This window comes from Streptomyces sp. NPDC004031 (assembly GCF_053604375.1).
In genome coordinates, this window is record NZ_JBSGHL010000009.1 from 1 (window position 1) to 19759 (window position 19759).

The 19759-nt window shown below is 73.3% G+C and carries 14 protein-coding genes and 1 tRNA gene; 9 read left to right on the forward strand and 6 right to left on the reverse strand.

The features are described from left to right. Positions 1–116 precede the first annotated feature (116 nt). On the reverse strand, positions 117–680 hold the full coding sequence (locus tag ACWERV_RS07615) for an ANTAR domain-containing response regulator (RefSeq protein ID WP_452930337.1): 564 nt from the start codon (positions 678–680) through the stop codon (positions 117–119). 214 nt (positions 681–894) lie between these two features. On the opposite strand from ACWERV_RS07615, the gene ACWERV_RS07620 reads away from it, so the two are divergent. Then, positions 895–967, forward strand: a tRNA-Leu gene (locus ACWERV_RS07620). 83 nt (positions 968–1050) lie between these two features. Here the strand turns inward: ACWERV_RS07620 and ACWERV_RS07625 are convergent. Both ACWERV_RS07625 and ACWERV_RS07630 read right to left on the reverse strand, forming a co-directional pair. After that, positions 1051–1524, reverse strand: coding sequence for a PaaI family thioesterase (locus ACWERV_RS07625; RefSeq protein ID WP_398187257.1), 474 nt, complete (start codon positions 1522–1524; stop codon positions 1051–1053). A gap of 88 nt (positions 1525–1612) precedes the next feature. Beyond that, on the reverse strand, positions 1613–3952 hold the full coding sequence (locus ACWERV_RS07630; RefSeq protein ID WP_452930047.1) for an FdhF/YdeP family oxidoreductase: 2340 nt from the start codon (positions 3950–3952) through the stop codon (positions 1613–1615). A gap of 160 nt (positions 3953–4112) precedes the next feature. Between ACWERV_RS07630 and polA the strand changes: the two genes are divergently transcribed. Together polA and ACWERV_RS07640 are read left to right on the forward strand one after the other, a co-directional pair. Next, positions 4113–6782, forward strand: a complete 2670-nt coding sequence (gene polA, locus ACWERV_RS07635) for a DNA polymerase I (RefSeq protein ID WP_452930340.1) — start codon at positions 4113–4115, stop codon at positions 6780–6782. A gap of 221 nt (positions 6783–7003) precedes the next feature. Beyond that, a complete protein-coding gene (locus tag ACWERV_RS07640) occupies positions 7004–8293 on the forward strand; it encodes a lytic murein transglycosylase (protein WP_452930050.1) in 1290 nt (429 codons plus the stop codon). A gap of 291 nt (positions 8294–8584) precedes the next feature. Here the strand turns inward: ACWERV_RS07640 and hrpB are convergent, their stop codons facing one another. Together hrpB and ACWERV_RS07650 are read right to left on the reverse strand one after the other, a co-directional pair. Further along, the gene (hrpB, locus tag ACWERV_RS07645) at positions 8585–11125 is read right to left on the reverse strand and encodes an ATP-dependent helicase HrpB (RefSeq protein ID WP_452930053.1); all 2541 of its coding nucleotides are present in this window, start codon (positions 11123–11125) and stop codon (positions 8585–8587) included. Between the two features lie 88 nt (positions 11126–11213). Beyond that, positions 11214–12035 (reverse strand): class I SAM-dependent methyltransferase, encoded by an 822-nt coding sequence (locus tag ACWERV_RS07650; protein ID WP_398187271.1) that lies wholly within the window; start codon positions 12033–12035, stop codon positions 11214–11216. Positions 12036–12319: 284 nt separating this feature from the next. On the opposite strand from ACWERV_RS07650, the gene rpsA reads away from it, so the two are divergent. The 6 genes from rpsA to ACWERV_RS07680 all read left to right on the forward strand — a co-directional run bounded on the left by rpsA (position 12320) and on the right by ACWERV_RS07680 (position 18517). Continuing rightward, a complete protein-coding gene (gene rpsA / locus ACWERV_RS07655) occupies positions 12320–13819 on the forward strand; it encodes a 30S ribosomal protein S1 (protein WP_452930055.1) in 1500 nt (499 codons plus the stop codon). A 158-nt stretch (positions 13820–13977) separates the two neighbouring features. After that, on the forward strand, positions 13978–14916 hold the full coding sequence (locus ACWERV_RS07660; RefSeq protein WP_452930058.1) for a proteasome assembly chaperone family protein: 939 nt from the start codon (positions 13978–13980) through the stop codon (positions 14914–14916). Between the two features lie 44 nt (positions 14917–14960). Beyond that, complete coding sequence (coaE, locus tag ACWERV_RS07665; protein WP_452930060.1) at positions 14961–15581, forward strand: dephospho-CoA kinase; 621 nt, start codon at positions 14961–14963, stop codon at positions 15579–15581. A gap of 140 nt (positions 15582–15721) precedes the next feature. Then, positions 15722–16084, forward strand: a complete 363-nt coding sequence (locus tag ACWERV_RS07670; protein WP_398187282.1) for a tetratricopeptide repeat protein — start codon at positions 15722–15724, stop codon at positions 16082–16084. Positions 16085–16364: 280 nt separating this feature from the next. Beyond that, positions 16365–17513 carry a type III polyketide synthase gene (locus tag ACWERV_RS07675; protein ID WP_452930063.1) on the forward strand — a complete coding sequence of 383 codons (1149 nt, stop codon included), beginning with the start codon at positions 16365–16367 and terminating at the stop codon, positions 17511–17513. After that, complete coding sequence (locus tag ACWERV_RS07680) at positions 17510–18517, forward strand: methyltransferase (RefSeq protein WP_398187288.1); 1008 nt, start codon at positions 17510–17512, stop codon at positions 18515–18517. Before ACWERV_RS07675 ends, ACWERV_RS07680 begins: the two co-directional genes overlap by 4 nt. A gap of 76 nt (positions 18518–18593) precedes the next feature. On the opposite strand, the gene ACWERV_RS07685 is transcribed toward ACWERV_RS07680, so the two are convergent. Then, the gene (locus ACWERV_RS07685) at positions 18594–19736 is read right to left on the reverse strand and encodes a DegT/DnrJ/EryC1/StrS family aminotransferase (protein WP_452930066.1); all 1143 of its coding nucleotides are present in this window, start codon (positions 19734–19736) and stop codon (positions 18594–18596) included. Positions 19737–19759 lie beyond the last annotated feature (23 nt).

Sequence of the window (19759 nt, forward strand, 5' to 3'; positions counted from 1 at the left end):
TATCCATATCCATCCATCCTCGCCGGTCAGGCACCGCTCCCCCGCCTGGTCCGGGCGGGGGATCATGAGCATTGCATCACACCGTTTCGGGTACGGCGGTGCGACGCCGGTCCGGGCTACTCGCCCGCGACCTCCTCGATCACGGCCTGCGCGACCGCCTGCATCGACATCCGGCGGTCCATCGACGTCTTCTGGATCCAGCGGAAGGCGGCCGGCTCGGTCAGGCCGTACTTCGTCTGCAGCACGCTCTTCGCGCGGTCCACCAGCTTGCGCGTCTCCAGCCGCTGCGCGAGGTCGGCGACCTCCGCCTCCAGCGCCCGCAGCTCCTGGAAGCGGCTGACCGCCATCTCGATCGCCGGCACCAGGTCGCTCTTGCTGAACGGCTTGACCAGGTAGGCCATCGCGCCCGCGTCCCGCGCCCGCTCCACCAGCTCGCGCTGCGAGAAGGCGGTGAGCATCAGCACCGGCGCGAGCTTCTCGCCCGCGATGCGCTCCGCGGCCGAGATCCCGTCCAGGACCGGCATCTTCACGTCCAGGATCACCAGATCCGGACGGTGCTCCTCGGCGAGTTTGACCGCCGCCTCCCCGTCGCCCGCCTCGCCGACGACCGCGTAGCCCTCCTCCTCCAGCATCTCCTTGAGATCCAGCCGGATCAGCGCCTCGTCCTCCGCGATCACCACACGGGTGGTCTGCGGAGGGACGTGCGACGTCGCCGCGGGCTGCTCGGACGGCTGGTCGGCGGGGGAATCGGTCTGCTCGCCGGACTGCGCGGCGGACTCGTCGGGGGCGCTCACGGTGCTCCTCGGTTCAGGCGGGGTGCTGCTACTAGAGCCTACCCAGCTCCGCTAAGGTAGGACCACGCAGGACCGTCGAGGGCCCTGCGTTTCGCAAGGAGCCCCGGTAGCCCAGCGGTAGAGGCAGTGCTCTCAAACAGCATCCAGCGTGGGTTCGAATCCCACCCGGGGTACCCCGGGCCCGCCGCGGACAACCGCGCGGGCCCTTGCCGCAACAGGCCTCAGACCCCCGTCACGGGGGTGGGCGCGGCCATGGTCAGGCCGTCGCCGCCGGAGCGGCCGGGCGCAGCATGCAGGTCAGCCGGGCGGTGCAGACGCGCTTGCCGGAGTCGTCGTCGGTGATCACGATCTCGTAGGTGGCCGAGGAACGCCCCCGGTGCACCGGCGTCGCGGTGCCGGTGACCTGGCCCTGGCGCATGCCGCGGTGGTGCGTCGCGTTGAGGTCCACGCCCACCGCGATCTTGCTGGGGCCGCCGTGCAGCATCGCGCCGACCGAGCCCAGGGTCTCGGCGAGCACCGCCGAGGCACCGCCGTGCAGCAGCCCGTACGGCTGGGTGTTGCCCTCCACCGGCATTGTGCCGACCACCTGGTCCGGCGACGCCTCCAGGATGCGGATGTTCATCCGCTCGCCCAGGTGACCGGCCGAGAAGAGCGCCTGCAGGTCGATGCCGAGCCCGGCGTACTGCTCCAGGATCTCCTGCGGGAAACGGGTGACGGTCTGCTCGCCCATGCGCTCGGCTCCGATCGGCCTCTACGTCGCTGCCGCGGTGGGGTGTACCGGACAGCCTTGTCCCTCGCTTTCTACCGCACGGGCACGGTCACGAGCGCGTCGGGTCGGCCGCCGGACCTGCCGCGGGACCGGGCGCCGGTTCCGCCGGCGCGCCCGCGCGGGCCCGCTCCAGCCGGACGACGACCGACTTGGCCGCGGGCGTGTTGCTGGTCTCGGCCGTGTGGTCGAGCGGTATCAGCACGTTGGTTTCGGGGTAGTACGCGGCGGCGCAGCCGCGCGGGGTGGGGTAGTGGACGACCCGGAAGCCCTCCGCACGCCGCTCGGAGCCGTCCTTCCACTCGCTGACCAGGTCGGCGTACTCCCCGTCGGCCAGCCCGGCGGCCGCCGCGTCGTCGGCGTGCACCAGCACCACCCGGCGGCCCCCCTTGATGCCGCGGTAGCGGTCATCGAGGCCGTAGATCGTGGTGTTGTACTGGTCGTGCGAGCGCAGCGTCTGGAGCAGCAGCCGCCCCTCGGGCACGGTGGGGTACTCCAGCGGCGCGGCCGTGAAGTTGGCCTTGCCGGTGGCGGTGGGGAAGGTGCGCGAGTCGCGCGGGCCGTGCGGCAGCGTGAAGCCGCCGGGGCGGCGCACCCTGGCGTTGAAGTCGTCGAAGCCGGGTATGACGCGGGCGATACGGTCGCGGATCAGGTCGTAGTCGTGCTCGAACTCCGCCCACGGCACCGTGCTGCGGTCGCCGAGGACCGCGCGGGCCAGCCGGGAGACGATCGCCGGCTCCGACAGCAGCTGCGGCGAGGCGGGCGGCAGCCCGCCGCGCGAGGCGTGCACCATGCCCATCGAGTCCTCGACGCTCACGAACTGCGGCCCGGCCGCCTGCACGTCCTTCTCGGTACGGCCCAGCGTCGGCAGGATCAGCGCGCGGGCGCCGGTCACCGCGTGCGAGCGGTTGAGCTTCGTCGAGACGTGCACCGTCAGCCGGGCGCGGCGCATCGCCGCCTCCGTGACCTCGGTGTCGGGGGAGGCCGCGACGAAGTTGCCGCCCATCGCGAAGAAGACCTTCGCCTCACCGTCGCGCAGCGCGCGGATCGCCCGCACCACGTCCAGGCCGTGCTCGCGCGGCGGGGCGAAGCCGAACTCCCGCTCCAGGGCGTCCAGGAAGGCCGCGGTGGGCCGCTCGAAGATGCCCATCGTGCGGTCGCCCTGCACGTTGCTGTGCCCGCGCACCGGGCACACCCCCGCGCCCGGCCGGCCCACGTTGCCGCGCAGCAGCAGGAAGTTGACGACCTCGCGGATCGTCGGCACCGCGTGCTTGTGCTGGGTCAGGCCCATCGCCCAGCACACCACGACGCTTTTCGCGTCCAGCACCATCGCGTGCAGCTGCTCGATCGCGGCCCGCTCCAGGCCGGTCGCGCGCTCCACCTCCGCCCAGTCGGCGGCGCGGGCCGCGGCCTCGTAGGCGGCGAAGCCGTGGGTGTGCTCGGCGATGAAGTCGCGGTCCAGCGCGTCCGCCTCGATCAGCAGCCGCCCCAGCGCCCGGAAGAGCGCCTGGTCGCCGCCCAGCCGCACGGGCAGGAAGAGGTCGGTGAGCTGCGTGCCGGGCCCGGCGAGACCGCCCGCCGTCTGCGGGTTGCGGAAACGTTCCATGCCCGCCTCGGGCAGCGGGTTGACGGTGACGATCTTCGCGCCGCCGCGCTTGGCCTTCTCCAGGGCCGACAGCATGCGCGGGTGGTTCGTGCCCGGGTTCTGGCCCGCCACGACGATCAGCTCGGCGCGGTACAGGTCGTCCAGCAGCACGCTGCCCTTGCCGACGCCGAGCGTCTCGGTCAGTGCCGAGCCGGACGACTCGTGGCACATGTTGGAGCAGTCCGGCAGGTTGTTGGTGCCGAACTCGCGGGCGAAGAGCTGGAAGAGGAAAGCGGCCTCGTTGCTGGTGCGGCCCGAGGTGTAGAAGACGGCCTCGTCGGGCGAGCCGAGCGCGTCCAGTTCCCCGGCGATCAGCTCGAAGGCCCGCTCCCACGGCACCGCCTCGTAGCGCTCGGCGCCCTCGGCCAGGTACATCGGCTGGGTGATCCGGCCCTGCTGCCCGAGCCAGTAGCCGCTGCGCCGGGCGAGGTCGGCGACCGGGTGCGCGGCGAAGAAGTCGGGCGTGACGCGGCGCAGCGTCGCCTCCTCGGCGACGGCCTTGGCGCCGTTCTCGCAGAACTCGAAGGTGTGCCGGTGGTCGGGCTCCGGCCACGCGCACCCCGGGCAGTCGAAACCGCCCTTCTGGTTGACCTTGAGCAGCGTGAGCGCCGTCCGCCGGGCACCCATCTGGGCCCCGGCCGCCTTCATCGTGTGCCCGACCGCCGGCAGCCCGGCGGCGGCCTTCTTCGGCGCACCGACGTGCGGCGCGTCCTGGACGGGATCACCCTCGGGAGCCTTCTTCGCCATGCCCCCGATCCTCCCACCGTTCCCCGCGGGACGCGCCAGGGGTGCGACGGGCCGACCGCGTGCCGGGATCCGCCGGAATCCGGGATTGTCGGTGGTCCGTGGGAGGATCGCTCACGTGGCAACGAAAGCATCGAAGACGACGACCGACCGCCCCCGCCTGATGCTGCTGGACGGGCATTCGCTGGCGTACCGGGCGTTCTACGCGTTGCCCGTGGAGAACTTCAGCACCGCCACGGGCCAGCCGACGAACGCGATCTACGGCTTCACGTCCATGCTGTCGAACACGTTGCGTGACGAGCAGCCGACGCATCTGGCGGTCGCCTTCGACGTCTCCCGCAAGACCTGGCGCTTCGACGAGTACCCGGAGTACAAGGCGACGCGCACCAAGACGCCCGACGAGTTCCGCAGCCAGGTGGAGCTGATCGGCGAGCTGCTGGACGCGATGGGGGTGCGGCGCTTCGCCGTCGAGGGCTTCGAGGCGGACGATGTCATCGCCACCCTCGCCACCCAGGCCGAGGAACTCGGCTACGAGGTGCTGATCGTCACCGGCGACCGGGATTCCTTCCAGCTGGTCAGCGACCACGTCACCGTGCTCTACCCGACCAAGGGCGTGTCCGAGCTGACGCGCTACACCCCGGAGAAGGTCGAGGAGAAGTACGGCCTCACCCCGCGCCAGTACCCGGACTTCGCGGCACTGCGCGGCGACCCGTCCGACAACCTGCCCGGCATCCCCGGCGTGGGGCCGAAGACGGCGACGAAGTGGATCAGCGAGTTCGGCTCGTTCGACGCGCTGGTCGAGCGGGTGGACGAGGTCAAGGGCAAGGCCGGGGAGGCGCTGCGCGCGCACCTGGACGCGGTCAAGCTCAACCGGCGGCTGACGGAGATGGTCAAGGACGTCGCGCTGCCCGTCGGCCCCGAGGGCCTGGAGCGCGTGCCGTACGACCGTCCCGCGGTCACCGGCGTGCTCGACGTGCTGGAGTTCCGCCACGCCAACTTCCGCGACCGGCTCTTCGCCGCCGACCCCGGCGAGGTCGAGGAGGAGGCGGAGGTCGCCGAGGGCGTCGCCGTCGAGGGCACGGTGCTGGCCGCGGGGGACCTGCCGGACTGGCTCACCGGGCACAGCGGGGTGCCGGTCGGCCTCGCCAGTGTCGACACCTGGGCGCTGGGCGCCGGCAGCGTCACCCAGATCGCGCTCGCCACCGCTGAGGACGCGGCCTGGTTCGACCCCGCGCAGCTCGACGAGACCGACGAGCGGGCCTTCGCCGGCTGGCTCGCCGACCCCACCCGCCCCAAGGTGCTGCACAACGCCAAGAACACCGCCCGCGTCTTCGCCGAGCACGGCTGGACGGTCGAGGGGGTGTCGATGGACACCGCGCTCGCCGCCTACCTGATCAAGCCCGGCCGCCGCTCCTTCGCGCTCGACGTCCTGTCGGTGGAGTACCTGGGCCGTGAACTGGCCCCGGTCGACACCGGCAGCGGCCAGCTCGCCTTCGGCGAGGAGAGCGACGAGGAGGGCGCGGCCGCCGCGGGCGCCCTCATGGTGCAGGCCCGCACGGTGCTCGACCTCGGCGAGGTCTTCGGCGCCCGGCTGCCCGAGGTCGGCGCCGCCGAGCTGCTGCACGACCTGGAACTGCCGACGTCCGCGCTGCTGGCGAAGATGGAACGGGCCGGCATCGCCGCCGACCGCGCCCATCTGGAGGGCCTGGAGGAGCAGTTCGCCGCCGCCGTTCAGCACGCGGTGGGCGAGGCGCACACCTCGGTCGGCCACGAGTTCAACCTCGGCTCGCCCAAGCAGCTCCAGGAGGTGCTGTTCGGCGAGCTGGGCCTGCCCAAGACCAAGAAGACCAAGACCGGCTACACCACGGACGCCGACGCGCTCGCCTGGCTCGCCGCGCAGACCGAGCACGAACTGCCGGTCATCATGCTGCGGCACCGCGAGCAGGCCAAGCTGCGCGTCACCGTCGAAGGCCTGGTCAAGACGGTCGCCCCGGACGGGCGGATCCACACCACCTTCAGCCAGACCGTCGCCGCCACCGGCCGCCTGTCGTCCACCGACCCCAACCTGCAGAACGTGCCGGTCCGCACCGACGAGGGCCGCGCCATCCGCCGCGGCTTCGTCGTCGGCGAGGGCTACGAGTCGCTGCTGACGGCCGACTACAGCCAGATCGAGCTGCGCGTCATGGCCCACCTGTCCGAGGACGAGGGCCTCATCGCCGCCTTCACCTCCGGCGAGGACCTGCACACCACCGTCGGCTCCCAGGTCTTCGGCGTGACGCGGGACGCGGTGGATGCGGAGATGCGCCGCAAGATCAAGGCCATGTCCTACGGCCTGGCGTACGGCCTGTCCGCCTTCGGCCTGTCGCAGCAGCTCGGCATCGAGGCCGCCGAGGCGCGCGCCCTGATGGAGACGTACTTCGAGCGCTTCGGCGGGGTGCGCGACTACCTGCACCGTGTCGTCGAGGAGGCCCGCGTCACCGGCTACACCGAGACACTGCTCGGCCGCCGCCGCTACCTGCCCGACCTCAACAGCGACAACCGGCAGCGCCGCGAGATGGCCGAGCGCATGGCGCTCAACGCGCCGATCCAGGGCTCGGCCGCGGACATCGTCAAGCTCGCCATGCTGCGGGTCGACGAGGCGCTCACCAAGGAGCAGCTGGCCTCCCGCATGCTGCTCCAGGTGCACGACGAGATCGTGCTCGAAGTCGCCCCCGGCGAGCGGGCCGCCGTCGAGGAGCTGGTGCGCCGCGAGATGGCCGGGGCGTACCCGCTGCGCGCCCCGCTGGACGTGTCGGTGGGCGTCGGACCGGACTGGGAGTCTGCCGCCCACTGAGCCGCGCGCGGCGGGGCGGCGCACTCCGGCGCGCGCCCCGCCGCCCCGGCAACCACCAGATGGACGGGGGGAGAACGGCGGGCGGTGACAAGCCGACCGTGCCCGTTTGCGCACATTTTGAGTACGTCCGCACGGTGGTCACGTGCCGCAAGTTGCCGTAGGGTCGGCGGAGTTGTGGCGCCGGAGACGGCGCACTCCGCACCTGGGAGGGGAAGCACCCTATGGCAGCGCGGCGTTACGGCCGAAGGCTACGCAGGGGAGCGGCAGGCACGGCGGTCGCCGCCGCGGCGATGGCAGCGCTCAGCGCGTCACAGGCACCCGGGTTCCTCCCGGTCGCCCACGCCGCACCCGCGCACACCGAGCAGCAGACGACCGTGGCCCCGCCACCCGGGCCGGCCATCGACGGTGACACGCCCTACATCACCGACATGCCGCCGCTCAACACCCCCACCGGACCGCCGCTGGTCTCCCCGACACCGGGAGCCCCCGGCGGTCCTTCGGTGAACATCCCCACCGACGGCTCCGGCCTGCCCGCGACCGTACTCGCCGCCTATCAGCGCGCCGAGGCGTCCGTCGCCGAGAGCGACCCCGGCTGCCACCTGCCCTGGGAACTCCTCGCCGCGATCGGCCAGGTCGAGTCCAACCAGGCCCGGCACGGCGCGGTCGACGCCAACGGCACCACCTACAAGCCGATCCTCGGGCCCGTCCTCGACGGCAACGGCTTCGCGAACATCAGCGACACGGACGGCGGGCGCTACGACGGGGACCCGGTCCACGACCGGGCCGTCGGGCCCATGCAGTTCATCCCCTCGACGTGGGAGCACTGGGGAGCCGACGGCAACGGCGACGGCAGGGACGACCCCAACAACATCTACGACGCCGCCCTCGCCGCCGCGCACTACCTGTGCGCCGACGGGCGCGACCTCGCCGTCCCGGCCCAGATGGACCGGGCCATCCTCGGCTACAACCACTCGCAGGCCTACCTCGCGCTGGTCCGCGCCTGGTACGACCACTTCACGCAGGGCGGGGCCGTCTCCGTCCCCGACAGCCCCGGCACGCCCGCCGCCCCGGCCAAGCCGGGCACGCCGAGCAGTCCGCCCACCACCACGCCGCCGCCCGCGGCGGGCGGCGGCGGCGAGTCCACGACCCCGGTCGAGCCCGGGGGCGGCACGACGACCCCGCCGCCCACCGACGGCGGGACGACCACCCCGCCGCCGACCACCCCGCCCACGGACGGCGGCACCACCACGCCGCCGCCCACGGACGGGTCGGGCGACCCGACGACCCCGCCCACGGATCCGACGGACCCGGGGGACCCGACCACGCCGCCGGTGTGCGAGTCGCCGACCCCGACGGATTCGGCGACGCCGACGCCGACCCCCACGGACTCCGGCACGCCCACGGAGGACCCGTGCGCGACGGCCACACCGACGCCGGAGGAGACCCCGTCCGGGGAGGCTTCCCCGTCGGCTTCGCAGCCGGCGACCGCTGCGGTGAGCGTGCGCTCGTAAGGGGGCTTGCCCCGGGGTGCCGCTTGCGGTGGCTCCCGCGACCTTCCCCCGGCGGGGGCTGGTCGCGCAGTTCCCCGCGCCCCTGGTTTCTTGCCCCGCCTGGCATCAGCGAGCCCCTGACAGGCGCTTCCCCTGCGGGGGCCGGCCTTGCGGGGGAGGGTGAGCGTTTTTAGGGGCGCGGGGAACTGCGCGCTCAGCCCCCGCCGGGGGAAAGGCGCCGTGTCACGCCAAGTGGCAGTCACCTGGGCCGTGCTCAGCCCCCGCCGGGGAAACCCCGGCCTCCGTGGATGCTCAGGTGCGGGGGTTGAGGCGGCGCGTAGGGGCCGTGGTGGAGGGGTCCTCCGGCCACGGATGGCGCGGGTACCGGCCGCGGAGTTCCGCGCGGACCGCGGGGTAGCCGGTGCGCCAGAAGGAGGCGAGGTCGGCGGTCACCGCGACGGGGCGCCCCGCGGGGGAGAGCAGGTGGACGAGGACGGGGACGCCCGCGATACGCGGGGTGTCCGCGAGGCCGAACATCTCCTGGAGCTTGACCGCGAGAACGGGCTGCTCGCCCGTGTAGTCGACGCGGACGCGTGAGCCGCTCGGCACCTCCAGCCGTTCGGGCGCCAGCCCGGCGAAGCGCGCCGCCTCGCCCGACGCCCAGGGCAGCAGCCGCGGGAGTGCGTGCCCCGCGTCCGTACGCTCCAGGTCTGCGCGGCGGCGGGCGGTGGCCAGCTCCGGGCCGAGCCACTCCGGGGCGCGCTCCAGCAGTGCTTCCTCGGTGACGTCCGGCCACGGCTCGCCCAGCACGTGGTGCACGAACGCCATCCGCTGCCGCAGCTCGCGGGCCTCCCGGGACCAGCGCAGCAGCCCCGTGCCCTCGGCGGCGAGCCCGTCGAGGAGGGCGGCGCGTACGGCGGCGGGGTCGGGGGAGCGCAGCGGGGCCGACTCCAGCTCCACCGCGCCGAGCCGTTCCACCTGCCGGGCCACCACGTCGCCCTGCGCCCAGCGCACCTCCTCGTACGCCTCCAGGGCCCACCCGGCGGCGGTCCGCGCGGTCGTCCCGTCGGTCACTGCGGCGAGCCGCACCCGGGCCGCCGCCCGGCCCGCGGCACGGTCGGCGACCGCGACGGCCACCCATTCGGCGCCGCCGAGCGCGTCCCCGACGTCGGCGGCGGTGCCGGACACCATCAGGTAGCCGCCGGTCGAACGCCGCCGTGCCAGCCGCTCGGGGAAGGCCAGGGCGACGACGAGCCCGGCGGCGTCGTCGTCACTGAGCGCCGATGGCCGCCCGCCGCCCGTGGTGCGGGCCGGGCCCTTCGCCCCGGGCTCGGCCTCCGTGCGCAGAGCCGCCTCCAGGCGGCGGGTCTCCGCGCGCCAGCGCGGGGCGTAGGGGTCGGTCGCGCGGCGGGCGGTGTGCCAGGCGGCGGTCAGGTCGGGGCCGTACGCGGCGGGGACCTCCTCGGAGAGCAGCGCGGTGAGTTCGGCGGCGCGGGTGGCGCCCACCTCGGGGGCGGCGTCGAGGAGCGCGCGGCCCAGCCGGGGGTGCAGGCCGAGGCGGGTGAGGCGGCGGCCGCGCGGGGTGGCGCGGCCCGTACCGTCCACGGCGTCCAGCGTGCGCAGCGTGGCGCGGGCGGCGGCGAGCGCGCCGGGCGGCGGCGGGTCCAGCAGGGCCAGGCCCGTCGCATCGGGCTCGCCCCAGCACGCGGCCTGGAGGGCGAAGCCGGTGAGGTCGGCGAGGGCGATCTCGGGTTCGGGCTGCCGGGCCAGCCGGTCGTGCTCGGCCTGCGACCAGCAGCGGAAGACCGTGCCGGGGGCTTCCCGCCCGGCCCGCCCGGCGCGCTGCTCGGCGGCGGCCCGTGACACCCGCACGGTGGTGAGCGCGCCCAGCCCCCGCGCGTGGTCGGTGCGCGGTTCGCGCGCGAGGCCGCTGTCGACGACCGCCCGTACGCCCGGCACGGTCAGGCTGGACTCGGCCACCGACGTGGCGAGCAGCACCCGGCGCCGTTCGCCGGGTGCGAGGGCGGCCTCCTGCACGGCGGCCGGGGCCCGCCCGTGCAGCTGGAGCACGTCGACGCCGAGCCCGCCGAGCATTCCGGCGACCCGGGCGATCTCCCCGGCGCCGGGGAGGAAGCACAGCACGTCGCCCTCGGTGCCGGAGAGCGCGGTACGGACGACGGCGGCGACGTGCGCGAGCAGCGCGGGGTCCACGCTCATGCCGTGCGGGGGCCGTACGGGACGCGGCGGCGGTGTCCACCGCACGGCGACCGGGTGCAGCACGCCCGCGGCCTCGACCACGGGCGCCCCGCCGAGCAGCGCGGACCACGCCGCCGTGTCGGTCGTCGCGGAGGCGGCGACGAGCCGCAGCTCGGGGCGCAGCGCGGCGCGCACGTCGAGCAGGAAGGCCATCGCGGTGTCGGCGTCCAGGTGCCGTTCGTGGCATTCGTCGAGGACGACGGTGCCGACACCGGCCAGCTCGGGGTCGCGCTGGAGGCGCTGGAGGAGGACGCCGGTGGTGACGACCTCGACCGCGGTGGTGGCGGAGACCTTCCGGTCGCCGCGCACGGTGTAGCCGACCGTGCCGCCGACGCGCTCGCCCAGCAGCCACGCCATCCGCAGCGCGGCCGCCCGCGCGGCCATCCGGCGCGGCTCGGCGACGACGACCCGGCCGCCGCCCGCCGCGGCCAGCTCCAGCGGCACCAGCGTCGTCTTCCCCGTGCCGGGCGGCGCGGCGAGTACCGCGCAGCCTTCCCGCGCGAGTGCGTCCAGCAGTTCGGGCACGACCGCGGCGACCGGCAGCCCCCGCCCCTCGTCCCGTACCGCGAAGCCCCCGCGGGCGGTGCCCGGACTCATCCGCGGCCCCCGCCGCCGGCGACCGTCACCGTCACGCCCGGGGCAGCGCGGCCCGTGAGGTCGCCCGTACGCCCGCGCGGCGCCCCGCTCATTCCGCCACGCACACGAAGATCGCCGTGCCCGGCAGCAGGCGGCCGCGCAGCGGGGACCAGCCGCCCCACTCCTGGGTGTTCCAGTCGGGCCACTCCGGTTCCACCAGGTCGAGCAGGCGCAGGCCGGAGGAGGTGAGGGCGCGGATGTGGTCGCCGAGGGTGCGGTGGTGCTCGACGTAGACGGCCAGGCCCCGGTCGTCCTGCTCGACGTAGGGGACGCGGTCGAAGTAGGAGCCGGAGACCGTCAGGCCCTCCTCGTCCGGTTCGTCGGGGAAGGCCCAGCGCACGGGGTGGGTGACGGAGAAGACCCAGCGGGCCCCGGGGCGCAGCACCCGGCGGACCTCGCGGTGGACCCGCGCGACGTCGGCGACGAAGGGCAGCGCCCCGTACGCCGAGCAGGCCAGGTCGAAGGAGTCGTCGGCGAAGGGCAGGAAACCGGCGTCGGCCTCGACGAGGGGGACGGCGGCGGCCGCGGGGGCGTCCTCGGCGAGGCGCCGGGCGTGCTGGAGCTGGCGGTGCGAGAGGTCGAGGGCGACCGGCCGGGCGCCCCGCGCGGCGAGCCAGCGCGAGCACTGCGCGGCCCCGGCGCCGATCTCCAGCACCGCCTTGCCGCGCAGCTCCGCCGCCGGGCCGAGGAGGGCGGCGGACGCCTCGTCGAGCCCCTCGGGGCCCCAGACGAAGCGGTCGTCGCCGAGGAAGTCGCCGTGCTCGCGCTGGTAGTCGTCGGCGTTGCGGTCCCACCAGCCCCGGTTGGCCCGGCTGCTCTCCGTGGTCCCCGCGCTGCGCCGGGTCGCTTCGGGTTCGGGTCCTTGGATCATGGCGGCAGTCGTCGTACTCTCTGAAAAGACCTGCGGACGGGGGGCTTACGGCGGTTTGGTTCGTTACGCGCCCGGTGGGCTCTTCGTGCATTGACCCTGCCCGGCTGCCCCCGTATGCTACAAGTTGCGCTGGTAGCCTGCGCGCCTCAGACGGAGCAGGCCACGCTCGACACCGCCGCAGTCTCACGGCCCCCTTTGGGCGAGCCGGAGGCACGGTGGGACCGAAAAAGGCTTCGGCGTAGCAGTACCTACGACTTACTGTCCGTACCGGAGTCCTTTCCCTAATGACGAGCAGCACCGAGGCCCCTCGTACCACCCCGCAGGTGGCGGTCAACGACATCGGCAACGAGGAAGCCTTCCTCGCGGCGATCGACGAGACGATCAAGTACTTCAATGACGGCGACATCGTCGACGGCGTCATCGTGAAGGTCGACCGGGACGAGGTCCTGCTCGACATCGGTTACAAGACCGAAGGTGTCATCCCCTCCCGCGAGCTGTCCATCAAGCACGACGTCGACCCCAACGAGGTCGTCGCCGTGGGCGATGAGATCGAGGCCCTGGTCCTCCAGAAGGAGGACAAGGAAGGCCGCCTGATCCTCTCGAAGAAGCGCGCCCAGTACGAGCGCGCCTGGGGCACCATCGAGAAGATCAAGGAAGAGGACGGCATCGTCACCGGTACCGTCATCGAGGTCGTCAAGGGTGGTCTCATCCTCGACATCGGCCTGCGCGGCTTCCTCCCCGCCTCCCTGGTCGAGATGCGCCGTGTGCGCGACCTCCAGCCCTACGTGGGCAAGGAGCTCGAGGCCAAGATCATCGAGCTGGACAAGAACCGCAACAACGTGGTCCTGTCCCGCCGTGCCTGGCTGGAGCAGACCCAGAGCGAGGTCCGCCAGACCTTCCTCACCACCCTGCAGAAGGGCCAGGTGCGCTCCGGCGTCGTCTCCTCCATCGTCAACTTCGGTGCGTTCGTGGACCTCGGCGGTGTCGACGGTCTGGTGCACGTCTCGGAGCTGTCCTGGAAGCACATCGACCACCCCTCCGAGGTCGTCGAGGTCGGCCAGGAGGTCACGGTCGAGGTCCTGGACGTCGACATGGACCGCGAGCGTGTTTCCCTGTCGCTGAAGGCGACGCAGGAAGACCCGTGGCAGCAGTTCGCCCGTACGCACCAGATCGGGCAGGTCGTGCCCGGCAAGGTCACCAAGCTCGTCCCGTTCGGTGCGTTCGTCCGGGTGGACGAGGGCATCGAGGGCCTGGTCCACATCTCCGAGCTGGCCGAGCGCCACGTGGAGATCCCGGAGCAGGTCGTCCAGGTCAACGACGAGATCTTCGTCAAGGTCATCGACATCGACCTGGAGCGCCGCCGCATCTCGCTGTCCCTCAAGCAGGCCAACGAGTCCTTCGGCGCCGACCCGGCCTCGGTCGACTTCGACCCGACGCTGTACGGCATGGCCGCGTCGTACGACGAGCAGGGCAACTACATCTACCCCGAGGGCTTCGACCCCGAGACCAACGACTGGCTCGAGGGCTACGACAAGCAGCGCGAGGAGTGGGAGGCCCAGTACGCCACGGCCCAGGCCCGCTTCGAGCAGCACCAGGCCCAGGTCATCAAGTCCCGCGAGGCCGACGAGCAGGCCGCTGCCGAGGCCGGCAGCGCCGCTCCGGCGTCCGGTGGCGCGGGCTCCGGCGGTTCGTACTCCTCGGAGTCGGACGACAACTCCGGTGCCCTCGCTTCCGACGAGGCGCTCGCCGCGCTTCGCGAGAAGCTGGCCGGCGGCCAGAGCTGACCCCCGGCCCGGGGCTCACGTCCCAGGCCACCGCGGCCCCGCACCCCTCCCGGGTGCGGGGCCGCACCGCGTCCACCGGCTGCTGGCCCCGCCCCGGGGCGGGAATGGGCGGCCGGAGTTGTTCGTTGTGGTGACAGATAACGAGGAGGACGATCATCGTGCTGGATCCGCAAGGGCTGTACGAGTACGTACCGGGCGGGGCCGAGGCCGTCGACGAGGCGGTCGGGGACACCGGACCGGTGCTGCTCTACCACTTCGAGGGGTTCATGGACGCCGGTGAGGCCGGCGAGCAGATCAGCGAGCAGCTGCTGGACCGTCTCGACAACCAGCTCGTCGCCCGTTTCGACGCCGACCGGCTGGTCGACTACCGGGCCCGCCGCCCGATCATGACGTTCGAGCGCGACCACTGGTCGTCCTACGAGGCGCCGACGATCGATCTCTACCTGCTGCGCGACACCACCGGCACCCCGTTCCTGCTGCTCACCGGCTCCGAGCCGGACGTGGAGTGGGAGCGCTTCGCGACCGCGGTGCTCCAGGTCATCGAGCGCCTCGGGGTCCGTATCGCCATCAACTTCCACGGCATCCCGATGGGCGTGCCGCACACCCGCCCGGTCGGCCTGACCCCGCACGGCAACCGGGTGGACCTGGTACCGGGCCACCGCGCGTGGTTCGACGAGGCGCAGGTGCCCGGCAGCGCGGCCGCGCTGGTCGAGCTGCGGCTCGCCGAGGCGGGGCGTGACGTGCTGGGCGTCGCCGCGCACGTGCCGCACTACCTGGCGCGCTCCCCGTACCCGGACGCGGCGCTCGCCGTGCTGGAGGCGGTCACCGCGGCCACCGGCCTGGTGCTGCCCGAGATCGCGCACGCGCTGCGCAACGAGGCGCACACGGTACGTGTCGAGATCGACCGGCAGGTCGCCGAGGGCGACGGCGAGCTGGTCTCGGTGGTGCGCGGCCTGGAGAGCCAGTACGACGCCGTGGCCGGTATGGACAGCCGGGAGAACCTCATCGCCGAGCCCGTCGATCTGCCCTCGGCCGACGACCTGGCGGCGGAGTTCGAGCGCTTCCTCGCCGACCGTGAGGACGACAACGGACGCTGACGGGCGACGGTGCCCGGCAGGAGCGGCCGGATAGGGTGACCGGCATGCTGACAGTGGGGCTGACCGGCGGGATCGGAGCCGGCAAGAGCGAGGTCGCACGGCTGCTGGCGTCCTACGGGGCGATCCTGGTGGACGCCGACCGGATCGCCCGGGAGGTCGTCGAGCCGGGCACACCCGGTCTCGCCGCGGTCGTCGAGGAGTTCGGGCCGGGGGTGCTGGCGCCCGACGGCTCGCTCGACCGGCCGAAGCTCGGTGCGATCGTCTTCGCCGACGAGGAGCGCCGCAAGGCGCTCAACGCGATCGTGCATCCGCTGGTCGGCGCCCGCTCCGCCGAGCTCCAGCAGGCGGCCGGGCCCGGTGACATCGTGCTGCACGACGTCCCGCTGCTCACCGAGAACGGCCTGGCACCGCTCTACGACCTGGTCGTGGTGGTCGACGCCGATCCGGACACGCAGGCCGACCGGCTGGTGCGGCTGCGCGGGATGACGCCGGACGAGGCGCGGGCGCGGATGGCCGCGCAGGCGCGGCGGGCGGACCGGCTGGCCGTCGCGGATCTGGTGATCGACAACAACGGACCGCTGGAGGCGCTGGAACCGCAGGTCCAGGCGGTGTGGGCCGAGCTGCGCGAGCGGCTGGCGGCCGGGCGCGGCAGCGAGGACGGGTAGCACCGGGCGGGGCCGTACGAGGGGCGCGCGGCCGCGCCCCGCCGGGGCGCCGTGGCGGGAATGCGATTGCCGCCCGGCGTGTTGGGTATGTCTGTCCCGACGATCATTCGTCCCCGTGCCCGATGTCAGGGAGGCGGACAGTGCCCGAGCGCACCCCGGAAACCCATGTGATCGACTTCCGCGCCGCCGAGCAGCTGCTCGCCGCGCGCGACCCGCGCGGCGCTGTGAAGCTGCTGGACCCGGTCATCGCCGCCCACCCGGAGAACACCGCGGCCCGGCTGCTGCGCGCCCGCGCGTTCTTCCTCGCGGCGCAACTGCGGCCCGCGGAGCTGGAGTTCCAGGTCGTCCTGGAGCGCGAGCCGGACAACGCGTTCGCGCACTTCGCGCTGGGCCGCACCCTGGAGCGGGCCGCCCGCCCCGCCGAGGCCCAGCGGCACTTCCGGCTGGCCGCGGCGCTCGACCCGCGGCCGGACTACCTGGCCGCCGCCCGCTTCGAGGCGTAGCCCCCGGCCCCCCGGCCCGTCACGACGCGGCGCCCACCGGAAAGATCCGGTGGGCGCCGCGTCGCGCTGTTCCCCTCCCCGGCGGCAACCGGCGGCGGCAACCGGCGGTATCCCGCGGCATCCGGCGGCGTCCCGCGGCGTCCCGCGGCAAGTCGGCGCCAAGGCGCGGGCAAGCCGGCCGTACGACATTGACACGGCCAAAAAACAGAGGGCAGAGGTCAGAGGGCGAAGGCCAAAGGGCAGGGGAATGTCTTCTATTTCTGAGAGGCAGGCGCCGGACATGCCGATCTTGTGCAAGCCCGCGGTGCGCGTACCGGAATACACGATCACCATGGAGCAGACCCTGGAATTCGCCAGGAAAGCCCATGCGGGAAAGCCGCAGCTTCCGCTTGCGCTCCGGCTGATACAGAACACCGGGGTGCGCAAGCGGCACCTCGTGCAGCCCATCGAGCAGACGCTGGAACACCCGGGATTCGAGGAACGCAACCGGATCTACGAGGCCGAGTCGAAGAAGCGGTGCCCGGAGGTCATCGAGGACGCGCTCGCCAACGCGCGGCTGCGGGCCGAGGACATCGACGCGATCGTCTACGTGTCGTGCACCGGTTTCATGATGCCCTCGCTCACCGCGTGGCTCATCAACACCATGGGTTTCCGTTTCGACACCCGGCAGATTCCCATCGCCCAGCTCGGCTGCGCGGCGGGCGGCGCGGCGATCAACCGCGCCCATGACTTCTGCATGGCGCACCCGGACAGCAATGTGCTGATCGTCTCGTGCGAGCTGTGCTCGCTGTGCTATCAGCCCTCCGCCGACGACATCGGCTCGCTGCTGTCGGACGGCCTGTTCGGTGACGCGGTCGCGGCCGCCGTGGTGCGGGGGCACGGTGACGTGGGCGTGAGCGGCGTGCGGCTGGAGCGCAACGCCTCCTACCTCATCCCGAACACCGAGGAGTGGATCTCCTACGCGGTGCGGGACACCGGCTTCCACTTCCAGCTCGACAAGCGCGTGCCGGGCACCATGGAGCCGCTCGCCCCGGTGCTGCGCCAGCTCGCCGCGGGCTACGGCTGGAACGCCTCCGACCTGGACTTCTACATCATCCACGCGGGCGGCCCGCGGATCCTGGACGACCTCGCGAAGTTCCTGGAGGTCGACCGCACGGTCTTCCGGCACAGCTGGAGCACCCTGACGGAGTACGGCAACATCGCCAGCGCCGTCGTCTTCGACGCGCTGCGCCGCCGGTTCGAGGAGGACCGGCCGCTGACCACCGGTGCCACCGGCGTCATCGCCGGTTTCGGCCCCGGCATCACCGCCGAGATGGCCCTGGGCACCTGGGCCGACGGCACCGTGCCCGAGGGCGCGGCATCACACGACGACACCGCGGAGCTGGCCGGCGTCGCCGCGTCGCTCCCGTACGCGGGGAGGATCTCATGAGCGGCGCGGCACACGGCGGGCCCGACTCGCAGCGCATCATGCGGCTGATCAACGGCTACTGGGCCACCGGGATCATGGGCACGGCGGCGCAGTACCGGGTCTTCACGCACCTGGAGGACGGCGCGGGCACCGCGGAGCAGGTCGCCGAGCGGGCCGGGATCGCGCCGCGCGGGGCGCAGGCGCTGCTGGACGGCCTGGTGGCGCTGGAGGTGGTCGTGGTGGAGGACGGCCGCTACCGCAACACCCCGGAGGCGGCGGCGTTCCTGGTGGAGGGCCGGCCCGCGTCGCTCACCGGCTTCGCCCAGCTCAAGCTGGGCCACATCGGCTCGATGGCGACGCTGCCCGACTCCGTGCGCGACGGCGGTCCGACGTCGAACGTCGTCGTCGAGGTCGCCGACAACCCGCACTGGGAGAACCTGGTGCAGGCCATCGCGGCGCAGTCCGTGCCGGTCGCGCACATCGCCGCCGCCGAGCTGGGGCTCGCCGACGCCGGGAAGGTCTCGATCCTCGACATCGGCGGCGGCTCGGGCATCTGCTCGGCGATCTGGCTCGCGCTCAACCCGGACGCCCGCTCCACCCAGATCGACTGGGCGCCGATCAACGCGATCGCCCGCCGGCTGCTGGCGGAGAAGGGCGTGGGCGACCGGGTCGAGCACGTGGACGGCGACTTCCACACCGTCGACTTCGGCAACGGCGACCACGACGTGGTGGTGTACTCCAACATCGCCCACCAGGAGGGCCCCGAGGACAACCAGGCGGTCTTCACCCGCATCCGCAAGGCGCTGCGTCCCGGCGGCACGCTCGTCGTCTCCGACTACGTCGTGGACGACGACCGCAGCGGCCCGCCCTTCGCGCTGACCTTCGCCGGCGAGATGCTCATCAAGTCCCGGCACGGCAGCACCTGGCGGCGCGGCGACTACCACGCCTGGCTGACCGCCGCGGGCTTCGAGGACGTCCGCTTCGTGGAGACCTCCTCCCCGACGGTCCTGGTGCTCGCCCGCTGACCGCGGCCCCACCCCGTACGACGGAGCCCGGCCGGAGAATCCTCCGGCCGGGCTTCACCGTGCGGGTCGGGTGCGGTCAGCCCGCGCGCAGGTTGTTCTTCAGCTCCGCCCGCAGCGTGTTCGCGACCTGCTCGACCTGGTCGAGGGTCAGCTCGGCGTGCATGGGGATGGCCAGGTTGCGCGCGAAGAGGTCCGCCGACACCGGGCAGCTCTGCTCCGAGCGGTAGACCGGCTGGAGGTGGGTGGCCCACGCGCCCTGGCCGCAGCCGATGCCCTGGGCGCGCAGCGCGGCGGCGACCCCGGCGCGGTCCACCCGCGGGTCGAGGGTCACCAGGTAGGACTGCCACGCGTGGGTGCGGTCGTCCGGCACGTGCGGCAGCGTCAGCAGGTCGTCGCCGCCGAGCAGTTCGGCGTAGGCGGCGGCCGCCGTGTTGCGGCGCTGGAGCAGCTCGTCGACCCGGTCCAGCTGGACCTGGAGGATCGCGGCGGCGATGTCGGACAGCTTGTAGTTGTAGCCGATGTCGGTGAAGACCGGGATCGGCAGGCCGACGACCTGCGCCTGGTCGTAGATGCTGCCGATGCCGAACGACGACCGCAGCCGGGCGTCCGCGCCGATCACCGGGTCGGCGGCGAGCAGCGCGCCGCCCTCACCGCTGGTCGCGCCCTTGCGGCCGTGGAAGGACAGGCACGCCACCGGAGCGAGCGAACCGGCCGGGCGGCCCTGGTAGGTCGCGCCGACCGCGCACGCCGCGTCCTCCACGACGAACAGCCCGTGGGCGTCGGCGAGCGCCATCAGCTCGGTGTAGTCGGCGGGCATCCCGAGGGTGTCCACCGCGATGATGCCGACCGTGCGCGGCCCGATCAGGGCCGCGACCGCCGCCGCGTCCACCGTGCCGGTGTCGGCGCGCACGTCCGCGAACACCGGGGTCGCGCCGACGTAGCGCACCGCGTGCGCGGGCGCGGGGAAGGTGTAGTCGGCGACGATCACCTCGTCGCCGGGCTCCACCCCGAGCGCCAGCATGGCCAGGTGGAGCGCGGCGCCGCAGTTGCTCACGGCGACCGCGTCGCCCACGCCGTAGCGCTCGGCGAGCATGGCCTCCAGGGCCTTGCCGCGCGGGCCCTGGCCGGCCGGCCAGCCGGAGGCGAACACCTCGGCGACGGCGGCGAGTTCCCGCTCGCCGAGGCTCGGGTGCACCAGCGGGATGCTGTCCTTGCTCATCAGTGCCGACCTTTCGTGTGGCG

Bases quoted from the DNA above. Each gene is read 5' to 3' on its own strand.
- ACWERV_RS07685 (WP_452930066.1), bottom strand. From the start codon at position 19,736: ATGAGCAAGGACAGCATCCCGCTGGTGCACCCGAGCCTCGGCGAGCGG.
- polA (WP_452930340.1), top strand. From the start codon at position 4,113: ATGCTGCTGGACGGGCATTCGCTGGCGTACCGGGCGTTCTACGCGTTG.
- ACWERV_RS07630 (WP_452930047.1), bottom strand. From the start codon at position 3,952: ATGGCGAAGAAGGCTCCCGAGGGTGATCCCGTCCAGGACGCGCCGCAC.
- ACWERV_RS07640 (WP_452930050.1), top strand. From the start codon at position 7,004: ATGGCAGCGCGGCGTTACGGCCGAAGGCTACGCAGGGGAGCGGCAGGC.
- coaE (WP_452930060.1), top strand. From the start codon at position 14,961: ATGCTGACAGTGGGGCTGACCGGCGGGATCGGAGCCGGCAAGAGCGAG.
- ACWERV_RS07625 (WP_398187257.1), bottom strand. From the start codon at position 1,524: ATGGGCGAGCAGACCGTCACCCGTTTCCCGCAGGAGATCCTGGAGCAG.
- hrpB (WP_452930053.1), bottom strand. From the start codon at position 11,125: ATGAGTCCGGGCACCGCCCGCGGGGGCTTCGCGGTACGGGACGAGGGG.
- ACWERV_RS07675 (WP_452930063.1), top strand. From the start codon at position 16,365: ATGCCGATCTTGTGCAAGCCCGCGGTGCGCGTACCGGAATACACGATC.
- ACWERV_RS07650 (WP_398187271.1), bottom strand. From the start codon at position 12,035: ATGATCCAAGGACCCGAACCCGAAGCGACCCGGCGCAGCGCGGGGACC.
- ACWERV_RS07680 (WP_398187288.1), top strand. From the start codon at position 17,510: ATGAGCGGCGCGGCACACGGCGGGCCCGACTCGCAGCGCATCATGCGG.
- rpsA (WP_452930055.1), top strand. From the start codon at position 12,320: ATGACGAGCAGCACCGAGGCCCCTCGTACCACCCCGCAGGTGGCGGTC.